At 50.0% G+C, this 21,337-nt stretch carries 16 protein-coding genes and 1 pseudogene; 9 read left to right on the top strand and 8 right to left on the bottom strand.

Going from position 1 to position 21,337, the window contains the following annotated elements:
- Nucleotides 1–46 precede the first annotated feature (46 nt).
- From lpxA to T491_RS0100815, 8 genes are all read right to left on the bottom strand, one after another.
- The gene (lpxA, locus tag T491_RS0100850) at nt 47–826 is read right to left on the bottom strand and encodes an acyl-ACP--UDP-N-acetylglucosamine O-acyltransferase (RefSeq protein ID WP_028902201.1); all 780 of its coding nucleotides are present in this window, start codon (nt 824–826) and stop codon (nt 47–49) included.
- A gap of 36 nt (nt 827–862) precedes the next feature.
- A complete protein-coding gene (locus tag T491_RS0100845; RefSeq protein ID WP_028902200.1) occupies nt 863–2,242 on the bottom strand; it encodes an efflux transporter outer membrane subunit in 1,380 nt (459 codons plus the stop codon).
- Nucleotide 2,243: 1 nt separating this feature from the next.
- Nucleotides 2,244–5,504 carry an efflux RND transporter permease subunit gene (locus tag T491_RS0100840; protein WP_028902199.1) on the bottom strand — a complete coding sequence of 1,087 codons (3,261 nt, stop codon included), beginning with the start codon at nt 5,502–5,504 and terminating at the stop codon, nt 2,244–2,246.
- Between the two features lie 42 nt (nt 5,505–5,546).
- Entirely contained in the window at nt 5,547–6,722 is a 1,176-nt protein-coding gene (locus tag T491_RS0100835; protein ID WP_028902198.1) for an efflux RND transporter periplasmic adaptor subunit, read from the bottom strand.
- Nucleotides 6,723–6,922: 200 nt separating this feature from the next.
- A complete protein-coding gene (locus T491_RS0100830) occupies nt 6,923–7,387 on the bottom strand; it encodes an outer membrane protein (protein ID WP_028902197.1) in 465 nt (154 codons plus the stop codon).
- A 42-nt stretch (nt 7,388–7,429) separates the two neighbouring features.
- Nucleotides 7,430–8,503, bottom strand: coding sequence for an acyltransferase family protein (locus tag T491_RS0100825; RefSeq protein ID WP_028902196.1), 1,074 nt, complete (start codon nt 8,501–8,503; stop codon nt 7,430–7,432).
- A complete protein-coding gene (locus tag T491_RS15330; RefSeq protein WP_036915062.1) occupies nt 8,493–10,757 on the bottom strand; it encodes an alpha-N-acetylglucosaminidase in 2,265 nt (754 codons plus the stop codon). Before T491_RS15330 ends, T491_RS0100825 begins: the two co-directional genes overlap by 11 nt.
- Nucleotides 10,758–10,759: 2 nt before the next feature.
- Nucleotides 10,760–12,196: a CCA tRNA nucleotidyltransferase gene (locus T491_RS0100815; RefSeq protein WP_028902195.1), complete on the bottom strand. Its 1,437-nt coding sequence runs from the start codon at nt 12,194–12,196 to the stop codon at nt 10,760–10,762.
- Between the two features lie 145 nt (nt 12,197–12,341).
- Between T491_RS0100815 and T491_RS0100810 the strand changes: the two genes are divergently transcribed.
- The 9 genes and pseudogenes from T491_RS0100810 to T491_RS0100765 all read left to right on the top strand — a co-directional run bounded on the left by T491_RS0100810 (nt 12,342) and on the right by T491_RS0100765 (nt 21,336).
- Nucleotides 12,342–13,706: a sodium:alanine symporter family protein gene (locus T491_RS0100810; RefSeq protein WP_028902194.1), complete on the top strand. Its 1,365-nt coding sequence runs from the start codon at nt 12,342–12,344 to the stop codon at nt 13,704–13,706.
- 42 nt (nt 13,707–13,748) lie between these two features.
- Entirely contained in the window at nt 13,749–14,921 is a 1,173-nt protein-coding gene (locus T491_RS0100805; protein WP_081773180.1) for a glycoside hydrolase family 5 protein, read from the top strand.
- Nucleotides 14,922–14,953: 32 nt separating this feature from the next.
- The gene (locus tag T491_RS0100800) at nt 14,954–15,310 is read left to right on the top strand and encodes a hypothetical protein (RefSeq protein WP_028902192.1); all 357 of its coding nucleotides are present in this window, start codon (nt 14,954–14,956) and stop codon (nt 15,308–15,310) included.
- A gap of 56 nt (nt 15,311–15,366) precedes the next feature.
- The gene (locus T491_RS0100795; protein ID WP_028902191.1) at nt 15,367–15,933 is read left to right on the top strand and encodes a DUF1599 domain-containing protein; all 567 of its coding nucleotides are present in this window, start codon (nt 15,367–15,369) and stop codon (nt 15,931–15,933) included.
- Nucleotides 15,930–17,882, top strand: a pseudogene (tpiA, locus tag T491_RS17975) (triose-phosphate isomerase). The gene T491_RS0100795 and the pseudogene tpiA overlap by 4 nt, the downstream one beginning before the upstream one ends.
- 4 nt (nt 17,883–17,886) lie before the next feature.
- Nucleotides 17,887–18,507: an SPOR domain-containing protein gene (locus T491_RS0100780; protein WP_028902188.1), complete on the top strand. Its 621-nt coding sequence runs from the start codon at nt 17,887–17,889 to the stop codon at nt 18,505–18,507.
- Nucleotides 18,504–19,109, top strand: a complete 606-nt coding sequence (gene folE, locus T491_RS0100775) for a GTP cyclohydrolase I FolE (RefSeq protein ID WP_051522886.1) — start codon at nt 18,504–18,506, stop codon at nt 19,107–19,109. The genes T491_RS0100780 and folE overlap by 4 nt, the downstream gene beginning before the upstream one ends.
- Before the next feature lie 10 nt (nt 19,110–19,119).
- Nucleotides 19,120–19,701, top strand: a complete 582-nt coding sequence (locus T491_RS0100770) for a hypothetical protein (RefSeq protein WP_028902186.1) — start codon at nt 19,120–19,122, stop codon at nt 19,699–19,701.
- Between the two features lie 63 nt (nt 19,702–19,764).
- Nucleotides 19,765–21,336, top strand: a complete 1,572-nt coding sequence (locus tag T491_RS0100765; RefSeq protein WP_028902185.1) for a glycoside hydrolase 43 family protein — start codon at nt 19,765–19,767, stop codon at nt 21,334–21,336.
- The last annotated feature ends 1 nt before the right edge of the window (nt 21,337 follow it).

Genomic DNA, 21,337 nt, shown 5'->3' with positions numbered 1-21,337 from the left:
CCTCAGCTGTTGATGAGCTGAGGGATTATGTAATTAGTTATACATATTATTTACACATGATGCCGCGTTTGGTATTCTCGAGGAATGTGATGATATTACGGATTTCAGGGCCGTCGGGCACCTGTTCCTTGATCTGGTTGATGACATCGAACACACTCGTCTTACCATGGAACAGCAGACGGTAGGCGTTGGCGATATGCTTCTGAACCTTGGGGTCGATCTCGGCGTAGTTCATCACAGTGGTGTTAGGACCACCATATTCCATGGGTGAGCCACCGGCAATTACGTAAGGAGGCACATCGTGAGAGAAGGTGCAACCAGCCTGGATGAGCGAGAGGTCGCCAGCACGGGTGTTGGCATTCTGGATGGCACCCGACGAGAAGATAACACCGTTACCAATCTCGCAGTCGCCTGCTATCTTAGTACCATAGCCAAACACGCAGTTATCGCCCACCACGGTATCGTGGCTGATGTGGGTACCCTCGAGCAGGAAGTTGTGATTACCAATCTTGGTAACACCATCCTTGTTGGTACCGCGGTTGATAACCACGTTCTCACGGATGACATTGTTATTACCAATCTCAACATACGACTTGGCACCACGGAAGTTGAAATCCTGTGGCAGGGCAGCAATCACCGAGCCCTGGTGGATCTTATTGTTATTACCAATGCGCGAGCCGTCGCAGATGCTCACGAAGGGGAAGATGATACAGTTATCACCTATCACCACATCGTCCTCGATATACACGAAGGGGAATATCTTACAGTTGTCGCCAATCTTCGCCTTTGGGCTAATCTCGGCTTTGGGGGATATTTCGCTTGCCATAATTATTTCATTGAAAATTGAACATTGAACATTGAACTATTTGGCACCGCCGCCTAAAGCCTGATAGAGACTTACTACAGCCTGCATCTTCGAGAGCTGGTCGGTCACCTCGTTAATCTCGGCATTGAGCAGATTGCTCTGAGCGGTAATCACCTCGAGATAGGTGGTGTTAGACGATGACTCCATCAATCGCTTGGTGTCCTCAACATTCTTCTTAAGTACCTCTACACGTTTGCCATCGAGCTCAGCCTTCTGACTGTAAGAGTTATAGGCTACAAGAGCGTTCGACACCTCGTTACCAGCCTTATAGATAGCGTTCTGCCACTTGTTGTAAGCCTGCTCGTACTGCATCTTGGCCACCTTCAGACCAGCCACAATCTGTCCATGCTGGAAGATAGGCTGAGTGAGTGAACCAACAGCCGAGAGCAACCACTTACCTGGGTTTACCATACCATTATTATTGGTAAAGGCAGCTGTACCGGTAACGGTGATGTTGGGATAGAAACGGCTGCGGGCTGTCTCCACATCATAGAAGCACTGTGCCAGCGACATCTCGTACTGATGCACATCGGCACGGTTGGCCAACATCTGGATACCAACGCCTGTAGAGAGCTCGGTGGGCAGACTCTGACCGGCAAACTTTCCACGGGCGATAGCCTGACCGGGCTGACCCAGCAACAATGAGAGCGAGTTCTCGGTCTCACGCATCTGGCGCTGCAGATCGACACGCTGACTCTGCACCTGATAGTAGGCAGCCTCAGCACTCTGAACAGCGGTAGAGCGATAGCCAGCACGGTTCTCGTGCATGAACTGCATCTTCTCCCAAGTCTCCTTGGTGAGCTGCTCCATATCGGTCACAATCTCCAGCTGGCGATCAAGCATCAACAGGGTGTAATACAGGTTGGCGATAGTCGAGATGACATTGGTCTTCACTACCGTCTGATAATCCTTAGTAGCGATGAGCTGCATCTGCGCCGAGCGTTTGGCACTGAGCAGATTGCCGAACAGGTCGACATTCCAGCTGGCCGAGATGGGCAGCGAGTACGACTTGGTGGCAGCAGCACCATCAAACGAGGTGAGCGAGCCCTGTGGACTAACAGCCACTGAGGGCAGGAAAGCCAACTTTGCAATCTTCAGCGCCTCGTTCACCATCTGCACATTGAGAGCCGCATTCAGCAGGTCAGGATTATTATCCAGTCCCTGCTGGATCAGAGCCTGCAGCTGTGGATCGGTAAACACTGTGCGCCAAGGCATATTGCCAAACGAGGTGGTATCCTGTACGGCCAGGGTGTCGGTGAGCGACTGTGTGTCGCGCACCAAACCCTTGGTATCCACTTCTGGACGTTCGTATTTGTTATAGAGTCCGCAACTTGACAACAGCAGAGCTGCAGACATGCATATCATCAGTTTCTTCATATTACTTCTCCAATTCATAATCTTCATGTTTCTTATGAGCATACTGAGCCAGCTCGGCAGCCACCTCGGCATTCTCCTCATCCTCGAACTTCATCGGACTGAACTTCTCCTGGATAGACTGGAAGATGACAAACAGCGTGGGCACAACGAACAGCTGCAGGATAGTACCAATCAACATACCACCTACGGCAGCAGCACCCAGCGTCTGGTTACCGTTCTTACCAACACCGCTGGCAAACATCATTGGCAGCAGTCCGATAACCATGGCCAGTGAGGTCATCAAGATAGGACGCAGACGGGCAGCAGCACCCAGTACAGCCGACCACGTAATGGCCATACCCGTCTGACGGCGCTCAAGTGCGAACTGTACAATCAGAATGGCGTTCTTAGCCAACAGACCAATCAGCATAATCAGCGAAATCTGCATGTAGATATCGTTGGCATGACCGAAGATATTGGTGAACAAGAAGCAACCTGCCAGTCCGAATGGAACAGAGAGTACTACCGACAGCGGCAGGATGTACGACTCGTACTGTGCCGACAGAATGAGGTAGATGAAGATGAAACACAACAGGAAGATGATACCTGTGGTGTTAGAAGCCTTAGCCTCCTCACGTGTCAGACCTGAGTAGTCGTAGGTATAACCAGCAGGCAGTACCTGCTTACCAACCTCCTCAATAGCCTTCAGCGCCTCACCAGTAGAATAGCCACTGGCCACTGTACCTGTTACGTTGATAGAGGTGAACAGGTTGAAGCGGTTGATATTCAACGGACCATATACGCGCTCCAGGTTACAGAACTCCTTAATTGGAGCCATACCAGCCGACGTGCGTACATATATACTATTAAGCGACTCTGGTGTCATACGTGTCTCAGGAGAACCCTGAATCATCACCTTATAGAGCTTACCAAACGAGTTGAAGTTAGAACCATACAGTCCACCGAAATATCCCTGCAGGGTGCTGAGCACCAATGTTGGCGAGATACCACTCTGCTTACACTTGGCCACATCCACGTGTACCATATACTGTGGATAGTTAGGATTGTATGAGGTCTGAGCTGTCTGGAACTCAGGACGCTTGTTCAGCTCGCCCAGGAACTCCTTCACGATACCAAAGAACTTGTTCAGGTCGCCACCAGTACGGTCCTGCATCACCAGCGAGATACCGCTGTTGGCAGAGAATCCAGGAATCATTGGGGGCGAGAATGCCAAGATCTGAGCATCCTTGATATGAGCTGTCTTAATAAATATCTGGGCAATCACACCTGTTGCATCGTAAGGATTCAGGAAGAAGCGATAGATACCATCACCCTCCCAAAGGCCTGAGATCTTCCACCACAAACCTTTCTGACGCTCCTCGAAGGGCTTCAGTTTGAGAATGAATGTACCCTGGTCGGAACCAGCACCTGCAATAAAGTTATAACCCTGAACCATCTCACGGTTCTTAACAGCGGGAAGCTGCGACAGGATAGAATCTACCTGCTGAACAACCTGCTTGGTGCGAGCCTCTGAGGTAGCAGGAGGCATAGAGATAGTACAGAACAATGTACCAGTATCCTCGTCGGGCACCAGACCGGTCTTGGTGGTCACAAATGTCACAGCCAGGATGGCGATACCTACAACCACTGTACCGATGATAGCCAACGGCTTGCGCACCAGTTTCTCAAGGATATTACGATATTTATTGGTAGTGGTCTCGAAAGCGACGTTGAACGACTGGTGGAAGCGATCCACACGACTCATTTTCTTCTCGTGACCATCCTTATCATGAGGCTTCAGGAATACAGCACACAGGGCTGGCGACAGCGTCAAGGCATTTACAGCCGAGATGATAATACTGATGGCCATGGTGACACCGAACTCACGATAGAAGGTACCCGAAGTACCGCCGATGAATGATACAGGCACGAACACAGCTGCCATCACCAGGGTAATAGAGATGATAGCGCCCGAGATCTCGTTCATGGCATCGATAGAGGCAGTCAGTGAACTCTTATACCCCTGGTCGAGCTTAGCGTGTACAGCCTCAACCACCACGATGGCATCGTCCACCACAATGGCGATAGCCAGCAGCAAAGCTGAGAGTACCAGCAGGTTGATTGAGAATCCCATCACATTCAGGAAGAAGAATGTACCTACCAGTGATACTGGCACGGCAATCAATGGGATCAGCGTAGAGCGCATATCCTGCAGGAAGATGTAAACAACCAGGAACACCAGTGCCAGAGTCATGAAGAGGGTGAACACCACCTCCTCGATAGAGGCATACAGGAACTCGGTTACATCGTAGTTGATCTTCACCTCCATGCCCGGTGGCATCAGCTTCTGCTGCGAGTCGAGCTCGGCCTTTACCTGCTTGGCAATCTCGTTAGCGTTAGATCCAGCCACCTGCTGTACCATGGTCATAACCGAAGGTACACCATTGTTCTTCATCGATACCGAATAGCCTTCACCACCCAGCTCAATCTTGGCCAGATCCTTCAGCTTCAGTGTCTGTCCGTTGGCATCACTCTTAATAATAATGTTACCGAACTCCTCGGCTGTACGGAATCTACCGGTATAACGCATCGAATACTCATAAGCCACGTTAGGAGCCTGCTCACCAAACTTACCTGGTGCAGCCTCGATGTTCTGCTCGGCCAGCGCCGCAGTGATATCCGAAGGAATCAGGCTGTGCTGCTTCATTACATCAGGCTTCAGCCATATACGCATAGCGTAGGTCTTAGAACTGAATCCAGAAGCATCACCCACACCCTCGATACGCTTCAGCGCAGGAACGATGTTGATGGCGTTATAGTTGGTCAGGAACTCATCGTCGTAACGTCCGTCGGATGTCAGCGAATACATCAGTACCTGTGACGACTGACGCTTGATGACACGCACACCAATCTGGACAACCTCAGATGGCAGCAGGGCCTGAGCCTGGCTCACACGGTTCTGCACGTTAACCGCACACATATCAGGGTTGATACCCTGACGGAACATCACCTGAATCATAGCCGAACCAGGCGATGCGGTAGAGGTGATATAGTCCATACCCTCTACACCGTTGATACTCTCTTCAAGAGGCGTAACCACGGCATTCTTCACCGTCTCGGCATCGGCACCAGGATAACTGGCCTGTACCACGATGTTAGGCGGTGCAATATTCGGATACTGCTCGATAGGAAGCGAGACCAGTCCGATAAAACCCAGCAGCACGATAAGGATAGAAATTACCGTTGACAGTACCGGGCGTTTAATAAAATTCGTAAATGTCATATGCTAACTATTCACTAATCACTAATCACTATTCACTATTCACTACTTCATGGCGCCTACGATGTCGCCGGCAGTCATAGCCTTAGCCTGCTCGTCGATCTTCTGCTGGTAGCGCTCAGGAGTGATGGGCACAATCTCCATGCCATCAGCCAGCTTGGTGATACCATTGGTAACATACTTATCGCCAGGTTTCAGACCACCAGTCACAACGTAGTTCATACCATCGTTCTGTGGAGCTACCTGAATCTCGCTGTACTTCACCTTGTTATCAGTACCCAGCAGGTAAACGAACTTCTTGTTCTGAACCTCAGAAACAGCCGACTGAGGAATGATGATAGCCGATGAAGTGCTGTGAGGGATCACGATAGCACCAGAGCCACCACTCTTCAACACACGCTGAGGATTCTGGAACAGGGCAATCATCTGTACTGAACCGGTGGCAGCGTCAATCACACCACTCATCTTGGTCACAGTACCATCCAGATCGTACATAGAACCATCGGCCAACTTCAGCTTAACAGGTGGAAACTTAGCTACAGCAGCACTCTGACCGCCCTCGCCCTTGCTCATCTCGAGCGCATCCTTCTCGGTTACAGAGAAGTAAACCTCCATCGACGAGTTGTTTGATACGGTGGTGAGCACATTACCAGTGCTAACCAGCGCACCTACCTTATAAGGCAGGGTACCAACTACACCTGCGGCAGGGCTCTTTACGTAGCAGTAGCTCAGCATCTCCTTATTCGACGAGAGCAAAGCCTCAGCCTGAGCCACTGTGGCCTTAGCCTGCTCGTACTGATTGGTGGCCTGCTGTAGCTCAAAGTCACCAATCACACCATTCTCATGCAACTTCTGAGCGTTCTCATAACTCAACTTAGCTGTATTGAGCGAGGCCTTAGCAGTATTAACGCTGGCCTGCGACTGGCGCACCTGGGCCTGATAAGTTACATTATCAATCACAAACAGCACCTGTCCGGCGCTAACTGTCTGACCTTCCTTTACATTAATCTGAGTAATGAATCCAGCTACCTTAGGACTAATCTGCACATCCTGCACACCCTTAATCGTTGCAGGATAAGTGGTCTGAGTTTCAGAACTCTGAGTACCTACAGCTGTTACAGGATACTCATTGTCGCCAAACTGAGGGCGACCACCACCGCCACCGCATGATGACAATATCAGCGATGCTGCGGTCATTACCAAAAACATTCTTTTTTTCATACTATCTATTTGTATCTAATTTAATTCAAACATACATCGTCTCCATATAGAGCGTAAAAAGAGCAACCCGAAAACTTTTCGCATTACGCAGGGTTTTCGGGTTGCAAAGATACGAAATTTATATCTAAGGATATATTTTTCTGAACGAAAATTTAACGTTTATTGCCTATAGCATATGAGGCAACGCACTTTTTAACATTTTAGAATGGGAATACCAAACCAACGTTGAGTGTGCTCAAGCCCTCATACTGAGTCTTATAGCAGTACTCACACTTGAATGAGAGGTTGTCATTCAGAGGGAATTCCAAACCACAGCCGATGTTCAGACCCAGCTTAGAATCGCTGCTGCCATCGCCACTCCAACCAACTACATTCAGACCTGCGAGAGGATAGATGATAAAGTTGGTATTAGGCAGACGGAACAGGTACTCAACATTGACATTGGGGTTCCACATGCTCACATGATCCTTATTGAAATAATAATCGAACTGGGCCACGCCACGCACATTCTCAGCAAACTCATAGCCGATGTTGGCACCGATACCACAGTTGTTAGGTGAATCGAGCAGATAATTGAAATGACCGCTGATTGTAGTCTTACCAACCTGTGCGAAAGATGTGAGACTCCACATCATAACGCTGATAACCATTAAAAACTTTTTCATAATCGTCTTTTAAGAATTAAATTAATAATACAAATTTACATATCATAGTTTGATATATATTCTCTTTCGATAAAGCAGATAACCAATCAGGAAATTGAGCATCACAAAGTAAACAGCATAAGCCAGCGAAGCCCACTTCAAAGCAGGAATCACAGCATGCATGCCGTTATAGACCGTTTCCGAAACGCCGATATTTCCCAACAAAATAGCCAGCAGCTCGCTCGACACATAAAGCGCCAGCGCATTCACACCGAACACATGGAAGAAGGTGGTCCAACCGCTCTTCTTCTGTATGTCTATCACATACATCAGCAGGGCCTGCAGCAGCGAAGCCAAACCGCACGTCATGAGCACGTAGCTGGGGCTCCAGATACGCTTATTCAAAGGCAGACCGTAGCTGAGCAGATAGCCGCCAATCACACAGATGGCTCCTACCACAAAGAGGGCTATCACCTTCTGTTCAACCGTTTCACGTTTGCGGATCAGCATACCACAATAGAAGCCTAACAGCACATGGGCTACTGATGAGATGGTGCCTACCACCCCCTCAGGATCAACCGGACTTTTATGATAGATATGCTCGTAGCCAAACAACTTCAAGTCGGCTTGCGCCAAGAAATTCACGTCAGCATCCTCGGCATAGCCGTTGCCCAGAATCAGGATGGCGGTATAGATGGCCAACAGACCTGCAATCACTGGCAGGGTGTACTTGTGGTTACAGAACAGTGCAAACAGCGATACGATGCCATAGCACAAGGCAATACGCTGCATGACAGCCCAGATACGCAGATGTCCGAAACACAACAGGTCGCCCTCGATAGCATGATCAAACCAGTTGATGAACAAACCGATGACGAAAAGCAAAACAGTACGCTTGATGATGCGACGGATGACTGGCGACGTAGGTTTGAAATCAGACTTCACTAACGAGAGATAGCATGAGATTCCCATGATAAACAGAAAGAACGGGAATACCAGATCGCAGGGAGTCATGCCGTTCCACTTGGAATGTCGCAGCATCTCGAACGATTCACCCCAACCGTTGTTTACCAGTATCATGCCTGCTACGGTGATACCACGCAGGATATCGAGACTCAATAATCGCTTACTTTCCATTGACCATTGAACATTGACCATTGAACATAAAATCCATCACCTCCTTGGCTACATCTACGGGTGAGCCTTCGGGGATAGCAGAGTATGGAGTCTGGTCGAGTGTCCAGGGCTCCTCCATAGCGTAGTAATCCAGCTTTACCTCCTGTGGCAGAGCCATCGCAAAGAGCTCTGCAGCTGTCTTGGTGGCATTCGGACCACCACCCAACAGCTCTGGCTGGGGTGCTGTCTGAGCCTTCATCTGTTCAGCAAGGGCATCAAAATAGGCCTTCCAACGCACATAATAGAAATCCTTCAGCATTCCCTGCCACTCCTTATGCGCATAATCGCGCAGACCACCCGTATCAGCACAATAACGGTTGCCCCAGGTGGTAATCTGTACACGGGCATTCCACTCATAGAGTTTCTTCTCGTCAGCCGTAGTACCAGCATTCAGCGCATACTGTGTCCAGCGTCCTACACGGAACTCGGTACGTGTGCCTAACAGTTTGTCCTGCAGCAACAGCATCTGGAGGAAACGCTTGGCCTCCTTGTCAAACTGCTTGCGACTGAACGCCTTGTAGGCTGCTATCGTCTTCTGATACCGGATACGTGCCTGATCGGCCAGTGCCTGACGGGTGATATCCACCAGGTCGTATTCAAAGTTGTTGTTGCCACGATATCGGTTGGCCACGCTGTTCATGAGTTTAGCAGCCCGTTTGGTGTCAGCGGGGTCGTAATAGTTTTTCATCTTCGACCAGCTCGATGCCTGGAAGTTGTTCAACGAAGGCCGTCCGCAGAAGATGCTCTCGTGAGGGCCCTGCTGGTTGTTACCTGCCGGACAATTATAGATACTCTTCACCAGCACCAGCCAGGCCTTTTCCAGGGTTTTATCCTCTACCCCATAACGGGCTTTCACATAGTTCTTGATCCACGCCTCCTTCGTAAACTTCTCAGCACGCCAAGGCAGTTCACTCATCAGTTCGAACATCACGGGATTGTTCTCCGAGCCTTCCATGGTAAAGCCGATGCCCTTGAGCTTGGAACTTTGAGCTTGGAACTTTGAACTTTGCAGCATATAGAAGTTGTCGAGCAACTGGTCCATACGTCCGTGCAGACCTACATTGGCGCCGAAGTTCTCCAACAAACAGAACAGCCACTGATGCTGCTTATAGCCCTGCTCACGCTTCCAGATGCTGGGGATACCGAACATAGGACGGCATTCTGAGAAGAGGTCGAGCACCAGCAGATCGCCCGTCTTCATACCATCCACCATGGCCTCGCGTGGATTCTCTGTCCATCCCTGAATCACCCACACTGCCTTGGGATTAACACGCTTCATCGCCTGCATCATAGCCTCACCGGCCTTGGCATAATCGATATTGGGATCATCGTTACTCTCGTGGAAAGGATCCATCGAATAGTAGTCGGCCTTACCGAACAACTTAGTCAGTTCATTATAATATAAGGTAGCGATTTCTGAGAATCGCGCATCAGTAGGCAACAGGTTGGCAGGACGCTGGAAACCATTCCACAGACCAGCATCGGCTACATTCAGACCGAGACGTTGCTTGGCATCATGGGGTACCATGCCGCAATAACCAGGCAATACGGGATGCATGCCCAGTTGTTTCATGCGTGCCAGAATCTGCTTCTGCAGTTTTTCCTGACGGGCATACCAGGATGTGGGTAGCGGACCGCCCCACCCTTCGAGGTTGTTCATCTCCCACCAGGCCAGGAACGCTGGGCCGGCGATAAACTCGCCCACCTCTTTCTCACTATAGCCTAACTTCAGCAACATATTACGCCATACGCACTCCTCACCCACGATAGCCAGTGGCAGGTTGACACCATGCAGCGCCATCCAGTCGATCTCTTTCTCCCAGCGCTTCCAATCCCAGAAAGCCATGGAGTAAGAGAAGGTACAGTAGTTAAAGTCGTAACGCAGTGTCAGATCAGTCTCATGGCACTCTTTCTTTGTGACAGCCGGCATCACTGCTGGCAACTTCGCCTGCATCTGATTCCAGGAGAGGTGGATGCCCGCATAGTATTTCAGATACCAGTTCAAGCCCGAGGCGATGTTCACCCACGAGTTACCGCGGATCACCACTTTCTTACCAGCCTGATCGAGTTCAAAGAAGTCCTTGTCGCTCTTCACCAGCTGGGTTTTAAACTTGGCCGATCCGCCTTTATCAATACGCTCAATCAGTTCATCCACTGGATTCGCATACAGCTGCACTGACAACAGAATACCAATAATAGTTAGTAGTTTTCTCATGATCATATCAGTTTCATTTGTTTTGCTTTTTCCATAAGGAGGGCCATGAGGGGTTCGCGTTCGTTCTCCACCTTATTATCCAACACGGCATCCTTGAGGTATTGCTTCAAGGTTCCCACCTCACGACTGGGCGTCAGGTGGAACAACTCCATGATCTCATTACCATCAATCACAGGCTGCAGCAATCGTACATAGTCCTTCTCTTTCAGATCGGCCAGTTTCTCGCGTACCATACGGAAGTTCTCCAGGAACAGCTTTTTGCGTACCTCATTCTTCGACGTGATGTCGGCCTCACAGAGAATCATCAGATCCTCGATATCCTCACCAGCATCGTTCAGCAATCGACGTACAGCTGAATCGGTCACAATATCATCGGCAATAACAATAGGTCGCATATGCATCTCCACCAGCTTCTGCACATACTTCATCTTCATATCCATCGGCAACATGAGTCGACGGAACAGTTGTGGCACCATCTTGGCACCAATCAGATTATGATTATGGAAGGTCCAGCCAATGGCAGGATCCCAACGTTTCGACTTGGTCTTACCCACATCGTGCAGGATAGCCGCCCAGCGCAGCCACAGGTTATCAGAATGACTGGCCACATTATCGAGCACCTCTAACGTATGATAGAAGTTGTTCTTATGCGCCCGACCGTTTCTCTGCTCCACGATGTCGAGTGCCGCCAACTCGGGCAGGATGAGCTGCAACAAGCCACAACGCTGCAGATCCACAAAGCCTCGTGATGGTGTCGGCGACAGGATAATCTTATTGAGTTCGTCTTTGATGCGCTCGCCACTCACAATCTTGATTCTGTCGGCCATACGCTCCAAAGCCACAAACGTATCTTCTTCAATCTGGAATTTCAGCTGTGTTGCAAATCGGATGCAACGCATCATGCGCAACGGGTCGTCAGAGAATGTGATGCCCGGCTCCAAAGGGGTTGCAATGATACCATCCTCCAGATCGGCCAAGCCATTGAAGGGATCGACCAACTCACCAAAACGCTCCTTATTCAGGCAGATAGCCATGGCATTGATGGTGAAGTCGCGACGGTTCTGATCATCCTCCAGCGTACCGTTCTCCACAATGGGCTTGCGCGAGTCGTGACTGTAGCTCTCCTTACGGGCACCTACGAATTCCACTTCATATTCCACCCCTTTCTGACGGAACTTCACCTGGGCAGTACCAAAATTACGGAACACGGAAAGATGTGCTTTTCTGCCCACCATGCGCTTCAGCTCTTCGGCCACCTGGATACCACTACCCACAACAACCACATCAATATCATTCGAGGGACGTTCCAGGAAGATATCCCTGACGTAGCCACCAACCACATAGCACTCCAGCCCCAAATGGTCTGCAGCCTCACTGATCTGGTGAAAAACCTCTTGATTTAATATCTCTGCTAATTCCTCGTCGCTATATAGTTTCATCCTCAATACTTCTCTTTTAGGGTGCAAAGATAGCATTTTTTCTGCATTTTTAGGCTTTATCACGCAATTTATGTTGAAATATGCGACATATTTTTGGTTTTTTCAGAAATAACTACTATTTTTGCATGCAGATTTTTAAGAAAGTATGGAACCTATCAACGACTTCTTCGCGCTGTTAAGCTCATTCCTTTGGGGATGGCCGATGATTATCCTACTGCTTGGTACGCATGTATTCCTGACCTTTCGTCTACGAATACCACAACGAAAACTGTTGACGGGCATACGACTGAGTATCAAGAAGGATGCCATGGCCGAAGGCGAAGTGAGCCAGTTCGGCGCACTCGCCACTGCATTAGCAGCCACCATTGGCACAGGAAACATTGTTGGTGTGGCAACAGCTGTAGCACTGGGTGGTCCTGGTGCCGTACTGTGGTGCTGGCTGACAGGTATCTTTGGTATGTCGACCAAATATGCAGAAGGATTGTTAGCGGTGAAATACCGTGTAAAAACAGACGACGGCAAGATGGTTGGTGGTCCGATGTACGCATTGGAACGCGGTCTGAACATGAAATGGCTGGGTATCCTCTTCGCTATCTTTACCGCCTTAGCCTCATTTGGCATCGGCTGTACAGTACAGGCCAATTCCATCGCCCTGCTGGCAAACGAGACATTCGGTGTACCCACATGGATTATCGGTCTCTTTGTCTGCATACTGACAGCCTTAGTCATCCTGGGCGGTGTGAAGGCAATAGCCAAGGTGTGCACCATACTCGTGCCCTTTATGGCTGCGCTCTATGTCATAGGCTGCATCGTTATCCTGTGTATCAACGGCAGTTATGTATGGCCTGCCATCCAACTGATTGTAGATTCCGCTTTCAACCCATCGGCTGCCGGCGGCGGCTTTGTGGGAGCTACTGTGATGATGGCAGCACGCTATGGTATTGCCCGTGGACTGTTCAGCAACGAGAGTGGCATGGGTAGCGCACCGATTGTGGCCGCTGCTGCCCAGACACGCAACCCGGTCCGTCAGGCGTTAGTATCGAGTACAGGCACATTCTGGGACACTGTCATCATCTGTGCACTGACAGGACTGGTACTGGTAAGCAGCATCCTGGCATACCCTGACATCACCTACGACGACGGTGCAGCCTTGACCAAGGTAGCCTTTTCGAAGATTCCCTATGTAGGCGCTCCGTTGTTATCATTCGGCATTCTGACCTTCGCCTTCAGCACCATCATCGGATGGAGCTACTACGGTGAGAGTGCCGTCAACTATCTGGAAGGTCATCGCACCAACAAGTTCTATCGCATTCTGTTCATCGTGTCACTCTTTTTCGGATCGATCATCAATCTCGACATCATCTGGAACATAGCCGACTGTATGAATGCCCTGATGGCCATTCCCAACCTGATAGCCCTCTTGCTCCTCTCGGGCATAGCGGCATCAGAGACCAGGAAATATCTATGGGACGGACGCTTGGACGAGGTCAGCGAAGACCTCGACGTATAGTACCAACAAAGCATATGGATAGCTAACAAAAATGATAACGGTATGAAAAAGAACGTATTGGTTTTAGCCGTTTTTTTTACGGCAACGCTAACAGCGATGTCATGCAGTAACAAAAGTCAGAGTCAGAAACAGGAAGAGACTCAAGCCGGACAGGTGAACAACTTCCGCATCAAGCGCGGTACAAACGTCAGCCACTGGCTGAGTCAGTCGGAACAGCGTGGCGAAGCACGTCGCCTGCACATTCAGGAAGACGATTTTGCCCGTCTGGAGGAGTTAGGCTTCGACTTTGTCCGTATTCCCATTGATGAAGTACAGTTCTGGGACGAGAAAGGCAAGAAACTGCCCGAAGCCTGGGGCTTACTGAACAACGCCCTCAACTGGGCTCAGCAGCATCACCTGCGCGCCATCGTCGATCTGCACATCATCCGTTCACATTATTTCAATGCCGTGAACGAAGGCGGCTCTTCGACCAACACCCTGTTTACTTCAGAGAAAGCCCAGGATGACCTGATCAACCTGTGGCGCCAGCTGTCGGAAGACTTAAAGGACCGTAGTTGCGATTCTGTGGCCTATGAGTTCATGAACGAGCCTGTAGCACCAGAGCACGAGCAGTGGAACCAGCTGGTAGCCAAGGTACACAAGGCACTCCGTGAACTGGAGCCTCAGCGTACATTGGTGATTGGTTCGAACATGTGGCAGGGACATGAGACCATGAAATACCTGAAAGTTCCCGAGGGCGACAAGAATATCATCCTCTCGTTCCATTACTACAACCCAATGATAGTGACCCACTATGGTGCATGGTGGACACCATTAGGCAAGTATAAGGGCAAGGTGAACTACCCTGGCGTACTGGTATCGAAGGAAGACTATGAGGCAGCTCCTGCCGACATCAAAGACCAGCTGAAGCCCTATACTGAGGAGATCTGGGACATCAGAAAGATTCGCGAACAGTTCAAGGATGCCATTGAGGCTGCCCAGAAGTACGATCTGCAGCTGTTCTGCGGTGAATGGGGTGTGTACGAGCCCGTGGATCGTGAACTGGCTTACAACTGGACACGCGATATGCTGACCGTATTCGACGAATTCAATATTGCCTGGACCACCTGGTGTTATGATGCCGACTTCGGTTTCTGGGACCAGCAGCGTCACACCTTCAAGGACCGTCCATTGGTTGAGTTGCTGATGAGTGGCAAAAAATTAGGAGAAAAGTGATTATAATTGAGAATTGATAATTGATAATTAAATTGAGAAAGATTGCATTGGCCGTATTTACGGCATTACTGATAACAGCTTGCGGCGAGACGAAGACCCGAAAGGAAATCAATCGCCGCAAGGCTGCTTTGGTTGAGAAACAGGAAACCGAGTTGAAAAAAGCGCAGGATGAGTTATGGCGTACCGACAGTCTATTACAGATTGCCAACAAAGAGTTAGAAACCATGACGCAAGAGGTTGAAGCGCACAAGAAGGAACTGAAAGCCACACCCGAGGAGCTGACAGCACTCACCAGGCTGCGTGTGAAGCGTGACAGCATTCAGACGCAATACGAGGCATTAGGTCTGAAAATAAGGTACATACACAAGAAACAGAGTGAAAATAAGTGAATTTTTCACGATTCACCATCCGTTATTCACTAAAAATTGCTACCTTTGCAGCCGATATGACTCAATTTGACAAGACAAACGTTCAGTTTGAGCAGGCTTTGGCAGAGTGCAGAGCCCTGTTCGAGAAGAAGCTTCACGACTATAAGGCATCGTGGCGCATTCTGCGCCCCACGGCATTGACCGACCAGCTGTTTATCAAGGCCAAGCGCATCCGTTCACTGGAGATCAAGAAAGAGTCTCTGGTGGGCGAAGGTATCCGTCCCGAGTTTATTGCCTTGATCAACTACGGCATCGTAGGTCTCATCCAGTTAGCCAAGGGGTTTGCCGACACTGTTGATATTAACAATGCCGAGGCGATGGCCCTTTATGACAAGCATGCCCAAGAGGCACTGGAGCTGATGAAGCGTAAGAACCACGACTACGACGAGGCGTGGCGCGGGATGAGGGTCAGCAGCTATACCGACCTGATTCTGACAAAGATTGAACGCATCAAGGAGATCGAGAACCTGCAGGGCGAGACACTCGTCAGCGAGGGTATCGACGCCAACTATATGGACATTATCAACTACGCGGTCTTTGGAGTAATTAAATTATCGGAGGAGGACGACAACGCCACAGCATGAAGAAAGCTGCCGTTAACATCTGCCGACTACTGCTGGCACTGACATTTATCTTCTCAGGATTTGTCAAAGCCGTTGACCCATTAGGGACGCAGTACAAGATTCAGGACTACTTGGTGGCGATTGGATTAGGGCGCATGATGCCCGACTTCACGACACTCGCCACATCAGTACTGTTGGCAGCCACGGAATTCTTCTTAGGTATCTGTCTGCTCTTTGCCATCAGGCGCCGAATGGTGTCAAAATTAGTGCTGGCTATCATGGGCGTGATGACACCGCTCACACTCTGGTTGGCCTTGAGCAACCCTATCAGCGATTGCGGTTGTTTTGGCGACGCTCTGGTGCTGACCAACTGGCAGACGCTGTGGAAAAACATCATCCTGCTGGGGGCAGCCATCGTAGTATGGAAATGGCCGTTGGAGCAGGCCCGCCTGATTAGTCAGTCGAACCAGTGGATTGTGATGAACTACTCGCTGGTATTCATCCTGCTGTTCATATCGGTCAAGAGTCTCTACACCCTACCCCAGTTCGACTTCCGTCCCTATCATATCGGTGCTGATATCCGAGAAGGTTGGAACAAGATGATGGAAGGTGAGGAATCACCCTATACCGATTTCTTCGTAGAGAGGCTGAAGGATGGTGAGGACATCACCGAACAGATACTGGCAGACAAGAGATATACCTTTCTGCTGATAGCCCCACACTTGGAACAGGCTGACGACTCACGATTAGACGAGATCAACCAGATGTACGAATACAGTCTGGACTACGGCTATCCGTTCTATTGCCTGACAGCCAGTGGCGCGAAAGCCATCGACAGCTGGCGCGACCTGACAGGTGCAGAATACCCATTCTGCCAGACCGATGACATCACGCTGAAAACCATGATACGGTCGAACCCAGGTCTCATCCTGCTCAAGGATGGCAAGGTGATACGTAAGTGGAGTCATAACGACCTGCCCACCGAAGAGGCGCTGACCACCAGACTGGAAGACTGCAAGTTAGGTCAACTGCCTACAGAGACGGTGACCACCAAGATACTCTGGGTACTGACCTGGTTTGTATTGCCACTGGTGCTCCTGACGATAGCCGACCGCCTCTGGGCTTGGACCAAGTGGATTCGCAAAGGTGAAAAGGTAAAAAAAGAAAAGGTAAAAAAGTAAAGTTTTACATATTTAAAATTTAATAGAATTATGAGAAAGAAAATTGTAGCAGGAAACTGGAAGATGAACATGAATCTCCAGGACGGTATTGCTCTTGCAAAGGAGCTGAATGAGACTCTGAAGGCTGAGAAGCCCAACTGTGGTGTAGTGATCTGCACACCATTCATCCACCTCGCTTCTATCGCACAGTTCCTCGATCAGGACATCATCGGTCTGGGTGCTGAGAACTGCGCTGACAAGGAGAAGGGTGCTTTCACTGGTGAGGTTTCTGCCGAGATGGTAAAGAGCACTGGTGCTCAGTACGTTATCCTGGGTCACTCAGAGCGTCGTGAGTACTACAAGGAGACTCCCGAGATCCTGAAGGAGAAGGTGCTGCTCGCTCAGAAGAACGATCTGAAGGTTATCTTCTGTATCGGTGAGAGTCTGGAGGAGCGTGAGGCTGGCAAGCAGAACGAGGTTGTTAAGGCCGAGCTCGAGGGTTCTGTATTCAACCTCGCTGAGGAGGACTTCCGCAAGATCGTTATCGCCTACGAGCCAATCTGGGCTATCGGTACCGGTAAAACCGCTACCGCTGAGCAGGCTGAGGAGATCCACGCATACATCCGTTCTATCATCGCCGAGAAGTATGGTCAGGCTGTAGCCGACGATACCACTATCCTCTATGGTGGTTCTTGCAAGGCCAGCAACGCTCCTGAGCTGTTTGCTAAGCCCGACATCGATGGTGGTCTGATTGGTGGTGCTTCACTGAAGGCTGCTGACTTCAAGGGTATTATCGACGCATTCAAGTAAGAAAGTGAAACGATTTATCATCATAATGACGCTCTGCATCGGCTACTCAATGGTGGCCGATGCTCAGTCGTCGTTTACGCAGAGACTGCAACAGAGTAAAGGTGGCGAGGGAAAAATCACCGTCACTCAGGACAAGGCTATCGATGAACTGGTGAACGGTCCGGCCGTTGTACCAGCCAAGCCTAAGACCAATACCAATACCACTCAGCTTAAACAGACTGAAAAGAAAGAAAAAGATAACAATACTGCTACAAATCAAGAAAAAAAGACTGAGCCCAAGGTCGTCGTTGTAGAGCAGCATGACTCTACCGAGATTGACACCACCCCCGAGGAGCTTCAGAAGAAGGTCATGAAAGGTTATAAGGTGGCAGGATACCGTGTACAGGTGTTTGCCGGAGGCAACACACGTAACGACCGACTGAAGGCAGAACGGACAGGCAGCGAGATCAAGGCTTTGTTCCCTGGCGTGCCCGTCTATGTACATTTCTATACCCCACGATGGATTTGCCGCATGGGTAACTACCGCACCTACGAGGAAGCTCACGAGGTGCTGGAGCGCGTCAAGAACAATGGCTACAAGTCGGCTATCATCGTCAAAGGGAAAATCACCGTACAATATCAATGAAGATAGAGATTAAGGAATACGACAACGAGAGATATCGTGAGGGACTCGAAGATTTAGCGGGTCACTACAAAGAGATACTGACGCTGCTGGGCGAAGACCCCGAGCGTGAGGGACTGGAGAAGACCCCCATGCGTGTAGCCAAGGCCATGCAGGTGCTGACCAAAGGTTACACGATGGATGCCCACAAGATCCTGACGGACGCGCTGTTCAAGGAGGACTACAACCAGATGGTGATTGTGAAGGACATCGATTTCTTCTCGCTGTGCGAACACCACATGCTACCCTTCTACGGCAAGGCACATGTGGCTTACATCCCTAACGGCTACATCACTGGTCTGTCGAAGATAGCCCGCGTAGTGGACATCTTTGCCCATCGCCTGCAGGTACAGGAGCGAATGACACAACAGATCAAGGACTGTATCCAAGATACACTGCACCCCTTAGGTGTGATGGTGGTGATAGAGGCCAAGCACATGTGCATGCAGATGCGTGGCATTGAGAAACAGAACAGTATTACCACCACCAGCGACTTCAGTGGTGCCTTCAATCAAGCTAAGACTCGTCAGGAGTTTATGAACCTCATACACAATAATCAAATCTAAAACTAACAGTATGTATCAAGTTGACAACAACACCAATTACAGAACCAACCAGTCGTTTACACAGGAGTTCACCCGCAGCTGTCTGGGCCGCATACTTATTCTCGGCGTAATCACACTGGTAGGTATGCTGGTAGCCTACTTCACTGCTCCCAAGGAGAGTGACATGACCGAAGAGATGACCGATAACATGATGCAGTGTCTCGAGGTGAACAATGGCATCAAAGGTGACGTAGTTGATGACTATGTAAACAACTTGGCATTTATCTTTACCACTGCCGATACCACTGCCATTTCCAAAGACATCCTGGAGACCTATCACAAATACAACCGTCTGGAGTCGTATCGACACACATTCTACTCTACCTCTTACATCCACAACAACATGCACCCCGAAGGTACCCGTGTAGGCATTGGCATCTTCGGTATCATCATCCCAACAGTGCTGTACGAAGACATCCTGCTGGAAGTAGGTCCTGTACACAAAGGCTACGAGCAGAAACTGAATCAGGAGGTGATTGCGCCACAGGAAGAAGACCTGGGTGTGAATCCGAACATCACGGAGTTCCACTACAAAGGCGACCAAGAGAACTAAGAAGCGAACTAATTAGTATCAATTATTTATATGAAAACCAAGACTTTACTAAGCATCGTGATGATGCTTTGTGTTACAGCGAACCTGTCAGCACAGAACAAGAATGACAACATGATTGAGAACCCCATGCTGTGGGCAGACGTACCCGACCCCGACATCATCCGCGTGGGCGATACCTTCTATCTGGTATCCACCACCATGCACCTGATGCCTGGCGCGCCTATCATGCAGTCGAAAGACCTGAAGAACTGGGAGACCATCGGCTACATCTTCGACAAGCTGACCGATTCGCCTAAGTACGACCTCTCACCTACTGAAGGTACCGTCTATGGTCGCGGACAATGGGCTACCTCTCTGAAATACCACAAAGGAAAGTTCTATGCGCTGTTGGCTCCCAACGAGGCAGGTGCCATGGGCGATACCTATATCTTTACAGCCGACCAGGCTGCAGGACCATGGAAGATTGTGTCACGTATGCGTCACTTCCACGATTGTTCGCTGTTCTTCGATGACGACGACCGTGTGTATGTCATCTATGGTACTGGCGAGATGATGGAACTGAAGCAGGACCTGAGCGATGTCATCGAAGGAACACATCGCCAGATCTTCCAGCGTGAGGCTGATGAGACCGGTCTGCTGGAAGGCTCACGTATGATCAAACATAACGGCAGATACTATCTGATGATGATATCGCACGTATATGCCCCAGGCCGTCACCGTCGTGAGGTATGCTATCGTGCCGACAACATTCAGGGCCCTTATGAGAAGACCACCATCTTAGAATCAGAATTCGGAGGTTTCTCATACGAGGCACAGGGCACCATCGTCGACACAGAGGATGGCGACTGGTATGGCATCATCTTCCAGGACCGTGCTGGTGTAGGCCGTGTGCTCACCGTGATGCCCTGTCGTTGGATTGACGGTTGGCCCATGCTGGGCGACGAGGAAGGCAAGGTGCCTGCCCGTGTGCGTCCTTTGAAGAGTGGCGAGCCCGTCAAGTCGATCGTCAATGCCGATGATTTCTCTAACGAAAAACTCGGTCTGCACTGGCAGTGGAACCACAACCCTGTAGATAAGGCATGGAGTCTGACCGAGCGTCCAGGCTATCTGCGATTGAAGACAGCCCGTGTGGTGCCCAACCTGTATCTGGCACCCAACACACTCACCCAGCGTATGGAAGGTCCCAAGTGCACAGGCTCTATCGCCCTCGACCTGTCGAAGATGAAGGATGGCGATATAGCCGGTCTGGCAGCATTCAACGACAACTCTGCCGTGATGGCTATCAAGAAGGTGGGTAAGAGGCTCACCCTGGAACTGAGCGAGCAGAAGGTCAGTCTGAGTCAGCGCGAGAAAAAGGTAGAGAAGGTGGATGTAAAGGTTGTAGAGAGCGTAGAGCTGAAGCAGCAGAAGATTTGGTTGCGTATCGATGCCAACTTCGTGCCTCGCACCGACATCGCCACATTCTCTTACAGTCTCGACGGCAAGGAGTGGACTAAGATTGGCGGCAACTTCCAGATGACCTTCGACTGGCAGCGATTCTTCATGGGCACTAAGTTCGGTATCTTTAACTACGCCACCAAGAAGGTTGGAGGATATGTAGATGTAGACGAGTTCGCATACAACAAACATCAATAAT

Source organism: Prevotella sp. P6B4 (assembly GCF_000619985.1).
GTDB lineage: Bacteria > Bacteroidota > Bacteroidia > Bacteroidales > Bacteroidaceae > Prevotella.
The sequence above is the reverse complement of the archived record's forward strand: the minus strand, read 5'-3'. Positions and strand labels throughout refer to the sequence as shown.